We start from the raw sequence: 17595 nt of genomic DNA on the forward strand, positions 1-17595 counted from the left end.
CAAGCTCTTCCCGGCGTTCCCCCGGCCCCGCTACGATGAAATCGTGCGGCCGGAGCGGGGGATGCCCCGGCGCACCGCGGGGTCTGCGGCGTTGAGCGATGGGGGCCCGGTCAGGGATCTACCCGATAGCGGCACAAGATGCGGCATGGCATCGTTGGACTAGGTATCCAGCGGACAGGAACACTTCGTGCAGACTTTCATGGACGCGCTCAGCGTCTTCATCATCGACGCGGCAGCGCAATGGTGGATTTACCCACTGCTTCTGGCTCTCTGCCTGATCGACGGGATCTTCCCGCCGGTACCCAGCGAATCGGTGGTCGTGGCACTGGCTGCGATCGCGGTATCCGCCGGAGCCCCGAATATCTGGCTGGTGACCGCCGTTGCTGCCGTCGGCGCGATAGCGGGGGACAACATCGCCTACCTGATCGGGCGCCGGATCGGCGCAGACCGTTTCCGCTGGATGCAGCGTCCCCGGGTTGCTGCGGCCTTCGCCTGGGCCCGCAGGGAACTGGACCGGCGCGGCGCGCTGCTGATCCTGAGCGCACGCTACATCCCGGTGGGCCGGGTGGCCGTCAACATGACCGCCGGCGCCACCGGATACAACCACCGCAAGTTCGTCCTGTTTTCCGTGGCCGCCGGCATCTCCTGGTCCTTGTACTCGGTAGCCATCGGGGCGCTGGCCGGGCGATGGTTCCACGACAACAGCCTCCTGGCCGCGGGCCTGGCGATCATCCTGGCGCTGCTGCTGGGCCTGGCACTGGACCACGGCATGAAATTGGCCAACCGGCGCCGTGCCGCGCGGCTGCGCGCGGCTGCCCCGGCCGGATACCGCGGAGCGGAGCCGGCAGCCGAAGCGGGGACGGCAGCGGATGCCGGGTCGACGGCGGAAGCCGGGCCGACGGCAGAAGCCGGCCTCTCGGTGGCGGCAGGCGATGCCGGCGCGGCCGCCGAGCGCCGGGACGCAGCAGTGGCGGCACGGCGCGATCCCGCCGACCAGCTGCCGGCAACGGGTTCGCGGACCGTCCGCTTCGAACCGTACGTTCCCCTGGCCGTGCCCTCCCGCAACCGTTCCGCCGCCGGACTCGACGACTGAACCCGGCGAGGGGATCCGCGCCGGTTCTGGCGTGCCCGGTGCTCGCGTAAGGTGGTGCCTGTGACTGAGCCTGAATACTCCGAAGACACCGCAGCCGACCTCGACGTCGACATCCGCAGCCTGCCGAAGGTTTCGCTGCACGACCACCTGGACGGCGGGCTGCGCCCGGCCACCATCATTGAACTTGCCGCCGCCGAGGGCCACGAGTTGCCCTCCACCGACCCGGTGGCGCTCGGGGAGTGGTTCCGCGCGTCGGCGGATTCCGGCTCGCTGGTCCGCTACTTGGAAACCTTTGACCACACCATCGCCGTGATGCAGACCAAGGAAGGCTTGTTCCGCGTGGCCCGCGAATTCGTGGAGGACCTGGCCGACGACGGCGTGGTCTACGGCGAGGTCCGCTGGGCGCCCGAACAGCACCTAACCAAGGGCCTGACCCTGGACGAGGCGGTAGAGGCCGTCCAGGCAGGCCTGGAAGCCGGCGTGGACGCCGTGGAAGCCAGCGGCCGCCCCATCCAGGTGGGCCAGCTGGTCACCGCCATGCGGCATGCCGACCGCTCGCAGGAGATCGCAGAACTCGCCGTTCGCCACCGTGACCGGGGCGTCGTCGGATTCGACATCGCCGGAGCCGAGGACGGCTTCCCGCCCTCGCGCTTCAAGGACGCCTTCACCTACCTGGCCGAACAGCAGTTCCCGGTGACGATCCACGCCGGCGAGGCGGCCGGAGTGGACAGCATCGTGGACGCGCTGGTCAGCGGCCGCGCGCTGCGGCTGGGCCACGGCGTCCGGATCGCCGAGGACATCCAGGTGGACTTCGGGCCCGACGACGAGGACGGCGAAGAGGTTGGCATGGTCACGCTGGGCCGGGTCGCCTCGTGGGTCCGCGACCGCGGCATCCCGCTCGAGTGCAGCCCGTCATCGAACCTGCAGACGGGCGCGATCGCCGTCTTCGGCGAGGGTATCCAGTCCCACCCGTTCGACCTGCTCTACCAGACCGGGTTCAAGGTCACGATCAACACCGACAACCGGCTGATGAGCGGAGTCACGCTCTCCGACGAATACGAGTTGCTGGTGGAAACCTTCGACTACGACCTGGACGACCTGCTGGAGATCACCCTTAACGCGGCCGAGGCCGCTTTCCTGCCGCTGGAAGAGCGTGAGGCGCTCATCGAGTTCATCGGCGAGGGCTTCAACAGCCAGTTGGGCTGACGCCGCGATGCCGCACGCCGGACACTCGTATGAGCGGGGGCCGCTCCCGGACGCCCCCGCTCAGTCCGGCGGGGGGGAGCTCCCGGACGCCGCCGCTGAGCCCGGCCGGGGGGAGGCGCTCGCCAGGCTGCTGGACGTCGTGGCACAACTGCGCGAACACTGCCTGTGGACCGCGGCGCTGACCCACGAGTCGCTGGTCGAGTACCTCGTGGAGGAAGCCCACGAACTGGCCGAAGCCATCGAAACCGGCCACACCGGCCACACCGGCCGGGCCGACGTTGCCGAACTCAAGGGCGAACTGGCCGATGTGCTCTACCAGGTAGTGCTGCATGCCCGTCTGCAGGAAGAGCGGGGACACTTTGATTTCGACGCCGTGGCCGCGGAACTGACAGCCAAACTCATCCGGCGGAACCGGCATGTCTTCCGGCCGGACGGGTCCCTGCAGGACAAGTTTCCGGAGACCATCGCCGAGATCGTGGCCGGCTACGACGCGGTCAAGGCGGCGGAAAAGCCGGAGCGGACCACGCCGTTCGACGGGCTTCCGCACTCGCTGCCGGCGCTGGCGTTGGCAGCGAAATCGCTGGACCGCGCGGCCCGGGCGGGCAGCGCGGCGGCGGCGGAGCCGGAGCAAGCCAGCGCGTCGGCGGCCGGGCCGGAGCAGGCCAGCGCGGCCGGGGGCACCGGCGCGGCCGGTGCTGCCCGGGCAGAACGCGACGTCGGCGAGGAGCTGTTCGCCGTCGTCCGCCGGGCAGTCGAGGCGGGCGTGGATCCCGAGCAGGCCCTGCGGGGCGCCGTCCGCAGATTCCAGCAGCGCGTAACGGAAGAAAACCGCGGCGGGTGATCTCGATTAGTCTTAAGCCGGACCTTGCAGCCGGCCCCGGCCTCGCCTGCAGACATTCCATCTTTCGTTCCAACGAACAGGAGCTACTCCATGGCGCTGATCGATGCCATCCACGCGCGCGAAATCCTTGATTCCCGCGGCAACCCCACCGTAGAAGTTGAGGTGCTGCTCTCCGACGGCTCGATGGGCCGGGCCGCGGTTCCGTCCGGCGCCTCCACCGGGGCGTTCGAGGCGGTGGAACGCCGCGACGGCGAGAAGGACCGCTACCTGGGCAAGGGCGTCGGCCAGGCCGTGGCCGCCGTGGTGGACACCATCCAGCCGGCGCTGGCGGGCCTCGACGCCACCGACCAGCGGCTGATCGACCAGACCATGCTGGATCTGGACGGCACCTCCAACAAATCCGATCTTGGCGCCAACGCCATCCTCGGTGTGTCGCTGGCCGTGGCCTCGGCCGCCGCCGAATCCGCCAACCTCCCGCTGTACAAGTACCTGGGCGGCCCCAACGCGCACGTGCTGCCGGTCCCGCTGATGAATATCCTCAACGGCGGATCGCACGCCGACTCCGACGTGGACATCCAGGAATTCATGGTGGTGCCGCTGGGCGCCGCCACGTTCTCCGAGGGGCTGCGCTGGGGCGTGGAGGTCTACCACAGCCTCAAGACCGTGCTGAAGGAGAAGGGCCTGTCCACGGGGCTGGGCGACGAGGGCGGCTTCGCCCCGAACCTGCCCAGCAACCGGGCCGCGCTGGATCTGATCACCGAGGCGATCACCCGTGCCGGTTACGCCCCGGGCAAGGACATCGCCCTGGCCCTGGACGTGGCGTCCTCCGAGTTTTACCAGGACGGCGCCTACCAGTTCGAGGGCAAGTCCCTGACGGCGGCGGAAATGAGCGCCTACTATGCCCAGCTGGTGGCCGACTTCCCGCTGGTCTCCATCGAGGATCCGCTGGACGAATCCGACTGGGAGGGCTGGGCCGCCCTGACGGCCGAGTTGGGCGACAAGGTGCAGCTGGTCGGCGACGACCTGTTCGTCACCAATCCCGAGCGACTGCAGCAGGGCATCGATGCCAAGACCGCCAACTCCCTGTTGGTCAAGGTCAACCAGATCGGTTCGCTGACCGAAACCCTGGAGGCCGTGGCCCTGGCCCAGCGCAACGGCTACACCACGATCACCTCGCACCGCTCCGGCGAGACCGAGGACACCACGATCGCGGACATCGCCGTGGCCACCAACGCCGGCCAGATCAAGACCGGAGCCCCGGCCCGTTCGGAGCGCGTGGCCAAGTACAACCAGCTGCTGCGCATCGAAGAGGAGCTCGACGACGCAGCCCGCTACGCCGGTCGCGGCGCCTTCCCGCGTTTCACGGCGTAGTTCGGCCCGACCCTCGGTAATGTCTTAAGCGGGGCCCGGCGGCAAAACCGGAGCCGGGCCCCGCACGACGACCACGGTGAGGAGCCGCGAATGTCCACCCGACGCCCCAACATGCCCCGGGCCGGCCGCCCGGCCGGCAGCGGGCCTGCCTCGGGCGGCGTGGACGGCAAGGACACCGACGCGCGGGAACCGGAGTCCGGACAGGTGATCCGGGCCGACTTCGGCCGGCCCCCGACCGGCTCCGCTCCGCAGCCGGATGCCCGCACCCCCCGCGCGCCGGACGCCGGCCAGCAGCGAAAGCCGAAGCCGCCGGCGAAACCCAAACCCTCGCCGTCGGAAGCCCGCGCGGCCGAACGCCGGCAGCTGTCCGAGGCCATCCGGCAGCCCGCCGCACCGGCTGCCGGCCAAAAGCCCCGGCCACCGGCCAAGGAGATCCCGGCCGACGCCGTGCCGGTCCCGGCGAAAGCGTTCTCCGGGCGCCTGCTGGCGCTGGCCCTGGTGCTGGTATCGATCACCGTGCTGCTGGCCCCGTCGGTGCGGATCTTCATTGAACAGCGGGCGGAACTCTCCGCGCTGCAGGCGGATATCGCCGCCAAGAAAGACTCCAATGAACAGTTGACCAAGGAACTGGCCCGCTGGGACGATCCCGCCTACATCAAGCAGCAGGCCCGGGATCGCATATTCTATGTAATGCCGGGGGAGAAGCGGTACATGGTCACCGGCGCGGAGGGACTGCGCGAGTCCAACAAACATGCCTCCGCCACCGCACCCGAGGACCTGCCGTGGGTCGACGCCCTGTGGAACTCGGTGACCCGCGCGGCCACAGACACGCCCGCAGCAGACTGACCTCCCGGCAGAGCCTGCCGGATCACACGGCCCTGCCCCACGGGCCGCGCCAGGAAAGGACTGAGCCATGAACGACGCTCAGCGCACCCCCACCCCCGACGATCTCGACACCCTGAGCCGCCAGCTCGGCAGGCCCGTGCGCGACGTCGTGGAGATCGGCGCACGGTGCGTCTGCGGAAACCCGCTGGTCGCCACGACGGCGCCGCGGCTCGGGAACGGGATCCCTTTCCCGACCACGTACTACCTGACCCACCCGGTCATCACGTCGGCGGTATCCCGGCTGGAGGCCGCAGGGGTCATGACGGAGATGACCGACCGGCTGGAGCAGGATCCGGAATTGGCCGCGGCCTACCGCCGCGCGCACGAGGAGTACCTGGCGGCCCGCGACGAGGTCGGCCGCCGGGCCGGCATCGGCGACGTGCCCGAAATCGCGGGAGTCTCCGCCGGCGGCATGCCCACGCGGGTCAAATGCCTGCACGTCCTGGTGGGTCATTCGCTGGCCGCAGGTCCCGGCGTGAATCCGCTGGGCGACGAAGCGATCGAACGTATCGCGGAATGGTGGACCGCGGACCGCTGCTACTGCCCCGGAGCCTGGGATGTGGACGGCATCGCTCCGGCCCGGGATCTAAGCCGGCACACCCGGACGCAGGGACTGACGGCCGAAGAGCTGGCCGCGAAGAAGGCCCGGCGAGCCGGCGGCAGGGAGGCGGCGGACGACGACGGCGGCACCGTCGATGGCCCCACGTCCGGCCAGGCAGACGGAGGCGAGTCCTAGTGGCACGCGTCGGAGCGATCGATTGCGGAACCAACTCGATCCGCCTGCTGATCGCCGATGTCCAGGACGGCGGGCTCACCGACGTGGTCCGCGAGATGAGAGTCGTGCGGCTGGGGCAGGGCGTCGACGCCACCGGGGCGCTCGCGCCGGAAGCGTTGGAGCGGACCTTCGCGGCGGCGGAGGACTATGCCGGCCAGCTGCGCAGCCACGGTGCCGAAACCCTGCGCTTTGTCGCCACCTCCGCCACCCGCGACGCCGCCAACCGCCAGGTCTTCGTCGACGGCATCCGCCAGCGCCTCGGCGTGGAACCAGAAGTGATCAGTGGCCGGGAAGAGGCTGAGCTGTCCTTCACGGGCGCCGCCAACGTCCTGGCACCGCAACCGGGGGAGAAGGTGCTGGTGGTGGACCTGGGCGGCGGCAGCACCGAGTTCGTGCTGGGAACCGCCGACGGGGTGCTGGCCGCGCTCAGCACCGACATGGGGTGCGTCCGCTTTACCGAGCGGCACCTGCTCTCGGATCCGCCAACCGCCGCCGAGATCGCCCACGCCGTGGCGGGCGCCGAAGAACACCTGGCGCACGTGCTCGACGAGGTGCCGCTGGCCGACGTCGACCGCTTGGTCGGAGTGGCGGGGTCCGTCACCACGGTCACCGCCCACGCCTTGCAGCTGGCCGATTATCGTCCGGAAAGCATCCACGGGGCGCATCTGGACGGTGCCCGGCTGGATGCTGCGTGCACCTCCCTCCTGAAGATGACGCGGCAACAGCGGGCCGCGTTGCCCTACATGCATCCTGGACGGGTCGATGTCATCGGCGCCGGCGCGCTCATCTGGCGGACCGTTTCCCGACGGCTGGCCGCACTGACCGGCGGCCGCGTGGACGGTGCGACCGCCAGCGAACACGATATTCTTGACGGAATCGCCCTGAGTGCGGCCACCCGGCTGCCGCACTGAGCTTCCCGGGTTCCGGGGACCAAACCGCTTTGCCAACGAAGGGACATCCATGCGCCAGCGCGACAGTGAACGGCCGGCCAGACGCGCAGCCGCGTCGAAGGCCTTCTCGCTGGGAACGGCGATCGCGGTGCTCGCCTCGTTGGTGCTTGCCGGCCCGGCCCAGGCGGACGACACCCGCGACAAGGAATACTGGCTGGACGCCTATGGGATTCGCGCCGCCTGGGACGAATCGCAGGGCGAAGGCGTCAAGGTAGCGGTGATCGACAGCGGCGTTGACGCGACGCACCCGGACCTCAAGGGTGCCGTGGTGGGCGGTACCGACGTATCCGGCTCCGGTGATCCCGATGGCCAGCGGGGCATCGGGCAAACGCCGGAGCACGGCACCTTGGTTGCCACCCTGCTGGCCGGACGCGGCCATGCACCGGAGAAAGACAAAAAGGACGCCAAAAAGAAGAACGACAAAGAGTCCAAGTCCAAGCACAAGGACGAGGGGATCGGCGCCGGCACGGACGGCGTGATCGGGGTGGCACCGAAGGCACAGATCCTGACGGCGTCTACCTGGCTCGGCACGCCCAACCCCTCGGGCATAGGCGTCGACGAGCAAATTCCGGCGGCCGTCCGCTGGGCCGTGGACAATGGCGCGCAGGTCATCAACATGTCACTGACCAGCTCCAGTACCTCCTGGCCGGAGAGCTGGGACGCGGCGTTCCTCTACGCCGAACAGCATGACGTGGTGGTCGTCGCCGCCGCGGGCAACCGCGCGGGCGGCACGGAACAGTCCGGCGCCCCGGCTACCATCCCCGGCGTGCTGACCGTGGCGGGATTGAACCGCGACGGCGAGGCGAGCCAGGAGGCCTCGGCCCAGAGCATCGTCATCGGTGTTGCGGCACCGGCCGAAAACCTGGTCGGCGGACTGCCCGGCGGCCTCTATGCCGACTGGTCCGGCACCTCCGGTGCCACGCCGCTGGTCTCGGGTGTGGCCGCACTGATCCGCTCCAAATACCCGGACATGAGCGCGGCCCAGGTGATCAACCGAATCGTCAGCACGGCCAAGGACGCAGGTGTTCCGGGCCATGATCCGATCTACGGCTACGGCGTACTCGACGCGGAGGCAGCCTTGAACGCGGACGTGCCGGAGGTCGCCGGCAACCCGCTCGGCTCCATCGCGCATTGGATTACGGTGCACCGCCGCGGTGAAGCCGCCGCCCCCCAGTCGGAGGCTCCGGTGCAGTCCAAGGCCGAGGCGCCGGATATTCCGGAACCCACTACGCCCGTGGCGGTGCCCCCGAACAGCGAAGACTCGGTGCTGCCGGCCGTCCTCGTGTTTTCGTTCGGCGGACTGATCGCCGCCGTCCTGGTATTGGGCGCCGTCCAGACCCTGCGCACGCGCAAGGCCGTGCGGCAGGGCACGTCGGCGGTCGAGGAAGCAAACACGGACTTCATCCCGCCGATCCGGGATGAGATCCGGAAGCCCGCCAAGCGCTGATTCCCCGGACCCTTCGGGCCGTTCGGTCCGGCACACCCGCCGTCGGTGGGGGTTCCTTGGGACCGTCACGCGCGCGCCCAGTACTTCGTGAAAAGTTTCACAAAAGCGGCTATACTGGGAGCATGGCACTCACTCCTGCTCTGTCCGATCGTCCGCGCGTCCTGGTGGTCGGCGGCGGTTATGTTGGTCTTTACGTCGCGCTTAACCTCCAGAAGAAGGTCAAGCGGCACGGCGGCATCGTTACCCTGGTGGACCCGCTGCCGTACATGACCTACCAGCCGTTCCTGCCCGAGGTCGCCTCCGGCAGCATCGAAGCCCGCCATGTGGTGGTCAACCACCGGCAGCACCTGCGGGACACCGAACTCATCACCGGCAAGGTAACGTCGATCGACCATGCCGCGAAGAAGGCCGTGATCACCCCCGCCGTCGGCGAGGCCTTCGAACTGGACTACCGCGACGTCGTCGTTGCCGCCGGTGCCATTACCCGCACCTTCCCGATCCCGGGACTGGCCGAAGCCGGCATCGGCCTGAAGACGGTCGAAGAAGCCGTGGAACTGCGCAACAAGGTCCTCGAGCGGATCGAATCCGGTTCGTTGCTCCCGGAGGGGCCGGAGCGGACCCGCGCGCTGACCTTCGTCGGGGTCGGCGGAGGCTTCGCCGGCATTGAAGCCATGACCGAGATCGAGGACCTGGCCCGCGCCGCCGTCAAGAAGAACGGGCGGCTGCGCCAGGAAGACCTGCGCTTCGTCCTGGTCGAGGCGATGGGCCGGATCATGCCCGAGGTCACCGAAGACCAGGCCGAATGGGTCGTGGAGCACATGCGCTCGCGCGGCATCGAGGTCATGCTCAACACCTCACTGGCCAAGGCAGAAGGCGGCGTGCTGGAGTTGATCAACATGCCGGACAAGACTCCCGCCGAAACCTTCGAGGCCGATACCCTGCTGTGGACCGCCGGAGTCCAGGCGAACCCGGTGGCGCGCAACTTCGGCTTCCCGCAGGACGAGCGCGGCCGGATCAAGGCCGACGCCACGCTCCAGATCATCGACGAGAACGGCCCGATCGACGGGGCCTGGACCGCCGGCGACGTCGCCGCCGTGCCGGACCTGACCGGCGGCGGAGTGGGAGGGTTCTGCGTTCCCAACGCCCAGCACGCCATCCGCCAGGCGAAGCGTCTCGCCAAGAACATCTACGCCGCCCGCTGGGGCGTGGGCACCATCACCGAGTACAAGCACAAGAATCTGGGCGCAGTCGCCGGCTTCGGCTTGAACAAGGGCGTCGCCAAGATTATGGGCATCAAGCTCAAGGGCTGGCCGGCATGGATGGCCCACCGCGGCTATCACGGGATGGCCATGCCGACGGTGGAGCGCAAGATCCGCGTGGTCTCGAACTGGTTCTGGACGATCTTCCTGGGCCGCGACACCACGCGCCTTGCCGACCTGCAGACTCCGTACCGCCAGTTCCGCGAGGCGGCTTCCCCCAAACCGCGCCCGCAGGCCGCCGACGCCCCCAAGCCGGCAGGGGCTGCCAAGGGCACCGAGGCGGATAAGGAACTCGCCTCCACCGGCCGCTAGGCGCACCAGCATCAGGCCCGGGTACCGCTGTGGCGGTGCCCGGGCCTCACTGCATTTAAGGAGCTCCCGGCGGGGCGGGGCCGCATAGAATGCTGCGGTGAGGATCAGGACGGAACAGCGGGACGACCGGTCGGCCGTGCTCCGACTGGTGGCACGCGCCTTCGCCACCGACGACGGCGATGAGCCGGTGGAAGCCCGGCTGCTGGCCGAGTTGTACGGCTGCGACGGCTTCCTGCCGGAGTTTTCGCTCGTCGCCGAAGAAGGGGGCGCCGTCGTTGGCCATGTCATCAGCACCCGCGGCTGGATTGGCGATGAGCCCGCGCTGGGGTTGGGGCCCCTTGCCGTGGAGCCGAACCATCAGCGTGCAGGGATCGGGGCGGCCCTGCTGCAGGAAACGCGGCATCGCGCCGAGGCGGCCGGGGAGAGCGTGATCGTGCTGCTGGGAAGCACCGGCTACTATCCGCGGTTTGGTTATCGGCCAGCCAGCGAACTGGGCATCGGTGCCCCGGATCCATCGTGGGGCGCCAACTTCATGGCCCTCCCGCTGGCCGGCCGGCCGGTGCCGGCGGGTGTTTTCCGCTACGCCGAACCCTTCGGGAGATTGTGAACCGGGTACAGGCCCATCAAGTACCCTAGGTAGGTGCCGGAGTGCTGGCCCCCGTAGTCCAATGGCAGAGACAACCGACTTAAAATCGGTCCAGTGTGGGTTCGAGTCCCACCGGGGGTACGGATTAAGTGTGACGAGCGTTACAAGGATGTAACCCAAAACGCTTATTTTCAACAACGAATTGGACTAGTTTTCTCTGTAATCAGGAATACCTGGTGATCGCATCAAAGGTTCGCGGACCTTTCGATCGAGGAGAAAACATACATGACTGCAACACGCAATGCAGTGCTTTTCGGCACCGGCGGCAACTCCGCACGCGCGGGAAGGGTGGCCGCGCTCGGTTTGGGGATCGCTTTGTTTGCCTCGGCTTGCGGCGGGGGCACGTCAACGCCCTCGGAGACCGGCGGGGGAGCCGGGACATCGGCACCGGCGGGGGCATCCGGTTTGGTGTGTCCCGACGCGGGGGAGGGCGGGGGTCCCACGGCAGGCGCGACGGGTGACCCCTCCGCCGTTCCGGAGACGAAGGGCTCCACTGATACCCCGCTGAAAATCGGTACGCTGCTGCCCGCCACCGGCTCGCTGGCCTTCCTGGGCCCGCCGGAAGTTGCGGGCGTCGAGCTGGCCGTTGAGCGGATCAACGAGGCCGGCGGCGTCCTGGGCAAGGACGTGGAAACCATCCAGCGAGACTCCGGCGATACCACCACCGACATCGCTACCCAGTCCGTGACCGAACTGCTGAGCGAGGATGTCAGCGCCGTCGTTGGCGCAGCGTCCTCGGGCGTATCCAAGACCGTGATCAACCAGATTACGGGCGCAGGGGTGGTCCAGATTTCCCCTGCGAACACCTCGCCGGATTTCACCACCTGGGACGACAACAACCTCTACTGGCGCACCGCGCCGTCGGATGTGCTGCAGGGCCGCACGCTGGGCAGCTACATGGTGTCCTGCGGCGCCCAGACGCTGGGCATGATCGTGCTGAACGACGCGTATGGCACCGGCCTGGCGGAGAACGTCAAGCAGGCGTTTGAAGGCGCCGGCGGCCAGGTTGTGGCCACCGAGATGTTTAACGAGGGCGACTCCCAGTTCAGCTCGCAGGTGGACGCCGTGGTCAACGCCAAGCCCGACGCGATCGCGTTGATCACCTTCGACCAGATCAAGTCGATCGCACCGCTGCTGCTGTCCAAGGGAGTCACCCCCGACCAGATGTTCCTGGTGGACGGCAACACCTCGGACCTGAGCGCGGACCTCGATCCGGGTGCCATGGCCGGGGCCCAGGGCACGATCCCCGGAACGTTCGCCAAGGAAGATTTCCAGGCGGCGCTGGCGAAAATGGACGACAACCTCAATTCCTACTCCTACGCAGGTGAGTCCTACGATGCGGTGAACCTGGTGGCCCTGGCAGCCGAGGCTGCCGGAAGCACCAAGGGCGAGGACATCGCCAAGGAAATGCAGGGCGTGTCCGCGGACGGCGAAAAGTGCTTCGACTTCGCCGGCTGTGTCACGCTGCTGCGCGACGGCAAGGACATCGATTACGACGGCATTTCCGGCCCGATCTCGTTCGACGAGAACGGTGATCCGACCGAGGCCTACATCGGCATCTACGAGTACGACGACACCAACGTACCGCAGCCGAAGCGCGAGGAGTTCGGCCAGCTGTAAGGCTGATCCAGCACGACGGGTAACACGGCAGAGGGTCCCGGCCGCCGGTCGGGGCCCTCTGCCGTGCTCCCGGGCCGGACGTTCCGGAGCGGGATGCGAAGGCGGTGCCGGCATGAGAGGTCCTCTGGGACCGGGCCGGGCGGGGCGTTGGGGACGAGCATGCCGCCTGGGCCCGCCAGGGGGCAGCACACGCAGCGGGGACACCCGGCTTGGGCGCAGCGGGCGGCGCCCTGAGGCCAGTGGGCAAACACGAAGGCGGCGCCCGCCCCTGGGGACAGGCGCCGCCGTCGCGGTGAGGTTGGGTCTCAGGCGGTGTCCGCGAGCGTGCCCAGGTAGAGCTGGATGACCTTCGGATCCTTCAGCAGTTCGCGGCCGGTTCCGGTGTAGGCGTCCTTGCCCTGGTCCAGGACGTAACCGCGGTCGCAGATCTGCAGGCAGCGGCGCGCGTTCTGTTCCACCATGATCACGGAAACACCGGCCCGGTTAATTTCGTGCACCCGCAGGAACGTCTCGTCCTGCTTGACCGGAGAGAGGCCGGCGGAAGGCTCGTCCAGGAGCAGCACCGCCGGGTCCATCATTAGGGCCCGTCCCATCGCCACCATTTGGCGTTCACCGCCGGAGAGCGAGCCCGCCCGCTGCGCACGGCGCTTGGCCAGTTCCGGGAAGATACCCGCCACGAAATCGAAGCGTTTCCTGAAGTCTTTGGGCCGTTGGAACATGCCCATTTCCATGTTTTCTTCGATGGTCAGCGTCGAGAAGACGTTGTTGTTCTGCGGGACGAACCCGATGCCGCGGCTGACGAGCTTGTTCGCTTTCAGCCCGGTCAGGTCCTGGCCGCGCACCACTACGGTGCCGGAATGGACCTTGACCAGGCCGAACATCGCCTTGAGCAGGGTTGACTTGCCGGCACCGTTCGGGCCGATGATGCCGATCAATTCGCCCTGGCGGGCTTCGATGCTGCAGCCGTTGAGGATATTGACGCCGGGCAGATAGCCGGCCACCAAATCCGTCACGGTGACCACCGGTTCCCCCGGCGCCACGGCTTTCGGGGTCGTTTCCATGCGGCGCGCATTCATGGCCGGTCCTTCCTTCTGGTTCCGCGGTCGGCGTTGCCTGCTTCTTCCGCGCTGGAATCCTGCTCGCTGATGTGGCGGCCCAGGACGCCCTCGGCATCCGTGCCCACGACCGACTCCGCGTCCTGCGCCAGCTCTTCCTCCAGCGCTTCGACACCTTCGGCGTCGCCCAGGTCGACGTCGTGATGGGCGCCCAGGTACGCGTCGATGACAGCGGGATCCTTCATGACGACGCCGGGCGGACCTTCTGCCACGATCCGGCCTTCGGCCATGACCACCACCCAGTCGGCAATGTGGCGGACCATGTGCATGTCGTGTTCGACGAACAGCACGGTCATGCCCTCGGCCTTCAGGTTTCTGACATGCTCCAGCAGCGACTGCGTCAGGGCGGGATTGACGCCGGCCATCGGCTCGTCGAGCATGACCAGCTTGGGCCGGACCATCAGGGCGCGGGCCATTTCCAGCAGCTTGCGCTGGCCACCCGAGAGCGATGCTGCGTAGTCGTCCCGTTTGGTGTCGAGCTTGAACTTGGCCAGCAAGACGTCGGCCTGATCCGTGATCTCCCGTTCCTTGGGCCCCCAGATGTTCTTGAAGAGGGCCTTGAAGAGGTTCTCGCCGGACTGCCCGGTGGCACCCAGGCGCATGTTCTCCATGACGGAGAGCTTTCCCATAACCTTGGTCAACTGGAATGTGCGCACCATGCCCATGCGGGCCACCTTGTAGGACGGCACACCGGCGAGGGAATGCCCCTCGAAGGACCACTCGCCGCTCTGGGGGATATCGAACCCGGTGAGCAAATTGAACAGGGTGGTCTTGCCCGCCCCGTTGGGTCCGATCAACGCCGTAATTTGGTGCCGCGGGATCTCGAGATATTCCACGTCCACGGCGTTGACGCCGCCGAATTGCCGGGTCACGTTTTTGGCGACGAGGATGGGATCCCGTTTCCGGCAGCCCGGGCCCGGTTCGTCGGCAGCAATGGGACGGGTGTCCGTCATGTAGTCCGTGCCCGGCTGGTCTGCCTGTTCCGGGACGGCGGTGGCCCCGGCAGCGGTGGTGCGGTCTTGTTCGCTCATGTGAATGCCAGTTCTTTCTTATTGCCCAGCACGCCTTGGGGCCTGAAGATCATCAGCAGCATCAAGGCGATGCCAACAAGGATGTAGCGGAGCTGTCCTGCCTGCGTGGTTGTCAGGAAGGTGATGTAGTCCGCCTCGATGGCACCGTAGAGCAGTCCCTGGGTCAGCGAGAGGACTACCCAGAAGAGCATGGCGCCGATAACCGGGCCGAGGACGGTGGCCATGCCGCCCAGCAGCACGCAGGTCCAGAGGAAGAACGTCAGCTCCGTCTGGTAGTTGGCTGGTTGCACCGCTCCGCGGGGAAGCGTGAACACCATGCCGGCCATTGTTCCGAACAGGCCTCCGATGATGAGGGCCTGCATCTTGTACGAGTACACGTTCTTGCCCAAGGCCCGCACCGCGTTCTCGTCCTCGCGGATGCCTTTCAGGATCCGGCCCCACGGGCTGCGCATCAGCAGGAACACCAGCAGGCAGCAGATGACCACCAGGCCCCAGCCGACGACGCGGATCCAGAGGCCGCGTTCGTTCAGGGTCACCAGGCCGAAATTGTAGGCGCCCTGCGGGAACGGGTTCAGGGCGAAGAACCCGCCTTCGAAGGCAGCCAGGCCGTTGGCCGAACCGGTGATGTCCGTCAGGTCGTTGGTGGTGACCACGTACCGGATGATCTCCGCCGCGGCGATCGTGACGATGGCCAGATAATCCGCCCGGAGGCGCAGCGTGGGGATGCCCAGCAGGAGCGCAAAGATCACCGAGCCGATCAGGGCTATCAGGACGCCGACAAAGAACGGCACGCCCCATTCGAGCGTGGGGATGGCGAAGCCGTAGGCACCGATAGCCATGAAACCGGCTTGACCGAAGTTCAGCAGGCCGGAATAGCCGAAGTGGACGGCCAGCCCGAGTGCCGCCAGGGCGTAGGCGGCCGTCGTCGGGCTGATGATTTCGCCCAGGGCGTTGGTGAATATATTCAGGAAATCCATGGTGTTGCCTCCTAACCCACGCGCTCTCGACGGCCCAGGATGCCCTGTGGCCGGAACAGCAGGACGACGATCATGATCAGCAGGGCGCCCACGTATTTCAGGTCCGCTTCCAGCCAGAGCGTCGACAGTTCGACGAACATGCCGACGATCACCGAGCCGACCAGGGCGCCGAACACGGTGCCCAGGCCGCCGAGGATGACGCCGGCAAAGACGAGCAGCAGAATCTGCTGGCCCATGTTGAACGTGACGCCGGGGCGGTAATACGCCCAGAGGATGCCGCCCAGCGCGGCCAGCACTCCGCCGACCGTCCAGACGATGCGGATGACGCCGTCAACATCGATACCGGAGGCCGCCGCCAGCGCGGGGTTGTCCGCGACCGCCCGGGTGGCCTTGCCCAGCCGGGTCTTCAGCAACAGCATGGCAATCAGGATGATCACTATCAGGCTGACGATCAACGAGAGCAGCGTGTTGCGGCTGATCGAAATCTCGCCAAATTCCAGGATGGGGCTTCGGGCCTGCGGCAGCTGCTGCGTGGCGCCGCCGAAGTTGAACTGGATGACATAGCGGGCAGCCAGGGCCAGGCCGATGCTGATGATCATCATGGGGATCAGCCCGGTACCCCGATGACGCAGCGGCTTCCAAAGCCAGGCATCCTGTGCCCAGCCGAACGCGCCGCCCAGGACAATGGCCAACAGCATGGCCAGCCACACCGGAAGGCCGACAAGCGCGAAGCCGAACATCAGCACCGCGCCGGCGGTGACCATCTCGCCGTGCGCGAAGTTGGTGAGTCCGGTGGTGCCGTAGATAAGGGACAACCCCACCGAGGCCAGGGCCAGCAGCAGGCCGAAGCTCAGGCCCGCAATGAGACGCTCGACGAAGATCTCCCCGAAACCGGCGCCCTGGAGCACAATGCCTTCACCGAGCGGAAAGATGGCCGCGGCGTTGGAAGTGTTCGTGAAGGTGACTTCCCGCGGATTCGGCGTGCCTTCGGCGAGCTCCACTCCCTCCGGGAAGGTCGAGACGTCCACTTCGACTTGGTACGTTCCACGTTTCGGGACACCGATCGACCAAGACCCGTTTTCGCCGGTGGTCGCCTCGCCGGTGAATCCTTCGCCCGTCGCCGTGATCCGCACCCCCACGACGGGGCCGTCGGCATTGCGCAGGACGCCGCTGATCGTGTCGCGGAAGGGTTCCGCCGGCGCGGTCCCCGTCGTCGTCGCGCCGGGGGTGGGCTCAGGTGAGGTGGTCGAAGCCAGTGAGGGTGGCGCGGACAAGATAATGCCCGCGATGATCGCCAGTAAGGCGAGCAATGTCCCCAATGGCCGAACGAGCTTCGGCATCGCGATCAAGATATGAACCTCCACAGTGGGGGGTGTGGTCCGCCGGATCACCGGCAGGCGCTGACAGCGTCTGTGACGGAAATCACGGACGTGTCGTTTATGTTACCTGCGTCACGGGCGGCGGGAAGGTGCGTTCTGTCGCGATCAGGTAACAACTGTGAAGCCGTCGTTTAGCATCGATGAAACGTATCGGCCTCTGGGAACAGGCGGGCTACCGGATGCCGGCAACCCCGCGGAAAACCAGAGGGGTCCCTGCGGGAAGCTTCAGGCAGGCGCCCGGGAACGGCAGGAAGGGCCCCGAATTTACAGGTAGAGATCTACAGGTAGAGCCCCGTGCCGCTGTCCGCTTCCTCGGGCTGGGAGACGGCATGGACGTCGCGCTCGCGGAGCAGGGTGTAGTCGGCGGCGTTGACTTCGACTTCCGCGCGGTCCTCGGGGTCGAAGAGCACGCGATCGCCGACCGCTACCTGACGCACGTGCGGGCCGGCGGCGACTACCTCGGCCCACGCGAGGCGCTTGCCCATGACGGCGGTGGCCGGAATGACGATTCCCGAGGACGAACGGCGCTCGCTGCTGTCCTGGTCCGGAGCCACGAGGATGCGGTCATGGAGCATGCGCAGGGGCAGCTTGGCGCGGGCGGAGGAGCGGGGCGCATTGGAAGGACTGCGGGACGTCACTCCAGCATTCTACCCGGGCAGGCGGGCCCGGCCGCGGGGCTGCAGGCGCG

At 67.6% G+C, this 17595-nt stretch carries 16 protein-coding genes and 1 tRNA gene; 12 read left to right on the forward strand and 5 right to left on the reverse strand.

Going from position 1 to position 17595, the window contains the following annotated elements:
* Window positions 1-187: 187 nt before the first annotated feature.
* From AC5RW2_RS01830 to AC5RW2_RS01885, 12 genes are all read left to right on the forward strand, one after another.
* Window positions 188-1093 carry a DedA family protein gene (locus tag AC5RW2_RS01830; protein WP_494073565.1) on the forward strand — a complete coding sequence of 302 codons (906 nt, stop codon included), beginning with the start codon at window positions 188-190 and terminating at the stop codon, window positions 1091-1093.
* Window positions 1094-1153: 60 nt separating this feature from the next.
* Window positions 1154-2299 (forward strand): adenosine deaminase, encoded by a 1146-nt coding sequence (locus AC5RW2_RS01835; protein WP_494026095.1) that lies wholly within the window; start codon window positions 1154-1156, stop codon window positions 2297-2299.
* Between the two features lie 7 nt (window positions 2300-2306).
* Window positions 2307-3140 (forward strand): MazG nucleotide pyrophosphohydrolase domain-containing protein, encoded by an 834-nt coding sequence (locus AC5RW2_RS01840; RefSeq protein ID WP_494073566.1) that lies wholly within the window; start codon window positions 2307-2309, stop codon window positions 3138-3140.
* 90 nt (window positions 3141-3230) lie between these two features.
* The gene (gene eno, locus AC5RW2_RS01845) at window positions 3231-4511 is read left to right on the forward strand and encodes a phosphopyruvate hydratase (RefSeq protein ID WP_494001483.1); all 1281 of its coding nucleotides are present in this window, start codon (window positions 3231-3233) and stop codon (window positions 4509-4511) included.
* A 90-nt stretch (window positions 4512-4601) separates the two neighbouring features.
* Window positions 4602-5357, forward strand: a complete 756-nt coding sequence (locus AC5RW2_RS01850; protein ID WP_494026093.1) for an FtsB family cell division protein — start codon at window positions 4602-4604, stop codon at window positions 5355-5357.
* Between the two features lie 67 nt (window positions 5358-5424).
* Entirely contained in the window at window positions 5425-6132 is a 708-nt protein-coding gene (locus AC5RW2_RS01855; RefSeq protein WP_494073567.1) for a DUF501 domain-containing protein, read from the forward strand.
* The gene (locus tag AC5RW2_RS01860; RefSeq protein ID WP_494014398.1) at window positions 6132-7082 is read left to right on the forward strand and encodes a Ppx/GppA phosphatase family protein; all 951 of its coding nucleotides are present in this window, start codon (window positions 6132-6134) and stop codon (window positions 7080-7082) included. Before AC5RW2_RS01855 ends, AC5RW2_RS01860 begins: the two co-directional genes overlap by 1 nt.
* Window positions 7083-7131: 49 nt before the next feature.
* On the forward strand, window positions 7132-8568 hold the full coding sequence (locus tag AC5RW2_RS01865; RefSeq protein WP_494073568.1) for a S8 family serine peptidase: 1437 nt from the start codon (window positions 7132-7134) through the stop codon (window positions 8566-8568).
* Between the two features lie 122 nt (window positions 8569-8690).
* The gene (locus AC5RW2_RS01870; RefSeq protein ID WP_494073569.1) at window positions 8691-10139 is read left to right on the forward strand and encodes an NAD(P)/FAD-dependent oxidoreductase; all 1449 of its coding nucleotides are present in this window, start codon (window positions 8691-8693) and stop codon (window positions 10137-10139) included.
* Window positions 10140-10236: 97 nt separating this feature from the next.
* Entirely contained in the window at window positions 10237-10746 is a 510-nt protein-coding gene (locus AC5RW2_RS01875) for a GNAT family N-acetyltransferase (RefSeq protein ID WP_494001477.1), read from the forward strand.
* A gap of 47 nt (window positions 10747-10793) precedes the next feature.
* Window positions 10794-10866 (forward strand) — tRNA-Leu (locus AC5RW2_RS01880).
* Window positions 10867-11010: 144 nt separating this feature from the next.
* Window positions 11011-12405, forward strand: coding sequence for an ABC transporter substrate-binding protein (locus AC5RW2_RS01885; protein ID WP_494073570.1), 1395 nt, complete (start codon window positions 11011-11013; stop codon window positions 12403-12405).
* A gap of 305 nt (window positions 12406-12710) precedes the next feature.
* Here AC5RW2_RS01885 and AC5RW2_RS01890 read toward each other — a convergent pair whose 3' ends face one another.
* From AC5RW2_RS01890 to AC5RW2_RS01910, 5 genes are all read right to left on the reverse strand, one after another.
* Window positions 12711-13481: an ABC transporter ATP-binding protein gene (locus AC5RW2_RS01890; RefSeq protein WP_494026087.1), complete on the reverse strand. Its 771-nt coding sequence runs from the start codon at window positions 13479-13481 to the stop codon at window positions 12711-12713.
* Complete coding sequence (locus tag AC5RW2_RS01895) at window positions 13478-14473, reverse strand: ABC transporter ATP-binding protein (protein WP_494001870.1); 996 nt, start codon at window positions 14471-14473, stop codon at window positions 13478-13480. The genes AC5RW2_RS01890 and AC5RW2_RS01895 overlap by 4 nt, the downstream gene beginning before the upstream one ends.
* Window positions 14474-14547: 74 nt before the next feature.
* Window positions 14548-15528 carry a branched-chain amino acid ABC transporter permease gene (locus AC5RW2_RS01900; RefSeq protein WP_494001474.1) on the reverse strand — a complete coding sequence of 327 codons (981 nt, stop codon included), beginning with the start codon at window positions 15526-15528 and terminating at the stop codon, window positions 14548-14550.
* Between the two features lie 11 nt (window positions 15529-15539).
* Window positions 15540-16868, reverse strand: a complete 1329-nt coding sequence (locus AC5RW2_RS01905; protein WP_494014380.1) for a branched-chain amino acid ABC transporter permease — start codon at window positions 16866-16868, stop codon at window positions 15540-15542.
* Between the two features lie 317 nt (window positions 16869-17185).
* The gene (locus AC5RW2_RS01910) at window positions 17186-17482 is read right to left on the reverse strand and encodes a GroES family chaperonin (protein WP_493978707.1); all 297 of its coding nucleotides are present in this window, start codon (window positions 17480-17482) and stop codon (window positions 17186-17188) included.
* Between the last annotated feature and the right edge of the window lie 113 nt (window positions 17483-17595).

The sequence above is a fragment of the Arthrobacter sp. B0316-1-20 genome (assembly GCF_059091865.1).

Bases quoted from the DNA above. Each gene is read 5' to 3' on its own strand.
- AC5RW2_RS01840 (WP_494073566.1), top strand. From the start codon at position 2,307: ATGCCGCACGCCGGACACTCGTATGAGCGGGGGCCGCTCCCGGACGCC.
- eno (WP_494001483.1), top strand. From the start codon at position 3,231: ATGGCGCTGATCGATGCCATCCACGCGCGCGAAATCCTTGATTCCCGC.
- AC5RW2_RS01850 (WP_494026093.1), top strand. From the start codon at position 4,602: ATGTCCACCCGACGCCCCAACATGCCCCGGGCCGGCCGCCCGGCCGGC.
- AC5RW2_RS01855 (WP_494073567.1), top strand. From the start codon at position 5,425: ATGAACGACGCTCAGCGCACCCCCACCCCCGACGATCTCGACACCCTG.
- AC5RW2_RS01865 (WP_494073568.1), top strand. From the start codon at position 7,132: ATGCGCCAGCGCGACAGTGAACGGCCGGCCAGACGCGCAGCCGCGTCG.
- AC5RW2_RS01870 (WP_494073569.1), top strand. From the start codon at position 8,691: ATGGCACTCACTCCTGCTCTGTCCGATCGTCCGCGCGTCCTGGTGGTC.
- AC5RW2_RS01885 (WP_494073570.1), top strand. From the start codon at position 11,011: ATGACTGCAACACGCAATGCAGTGCTTTTCGGCACCGGCGGCAACTCC.
- AC5RW2_RS01890 (WP_494026087.1), bottom strand. From the start codon at position 13,481: ATGAATGCGCGCCGCATGGAAACGACCCCGAAAGCCGTGGCGCCGGGG.
- AC5RW2_RS01895 (WP_494001870.1), bottom strand. From the start codon at position 14,473: ATGACGGACACCCGTCCCATTGCTGCCGACGAACCGGGCCCGGGCTGC.
- AC5RW2_RS01900 (WP_494001474.1), bottom strand. From the start codon at position 15,528: ATGGATTTCCTGAATATATTCACCAACGCCCTGGGCGAAATCATCAGC.
- AC5RW2_RS01905 (WP_494014380.1), bottom strand. From the start codon at position 16,868: ATGCCGAAGCTCGTTCGGCCATTGGGGACATTGCTCGCCTTACTGGCG.
- AC5RW2_RS01910 (WP_493978707.1), bottom strand. From the start codon at position 17,482: ATGCTCCATGACCGCATCCTCGTGGCTCCGGACCAGGACAGCAGCGAG.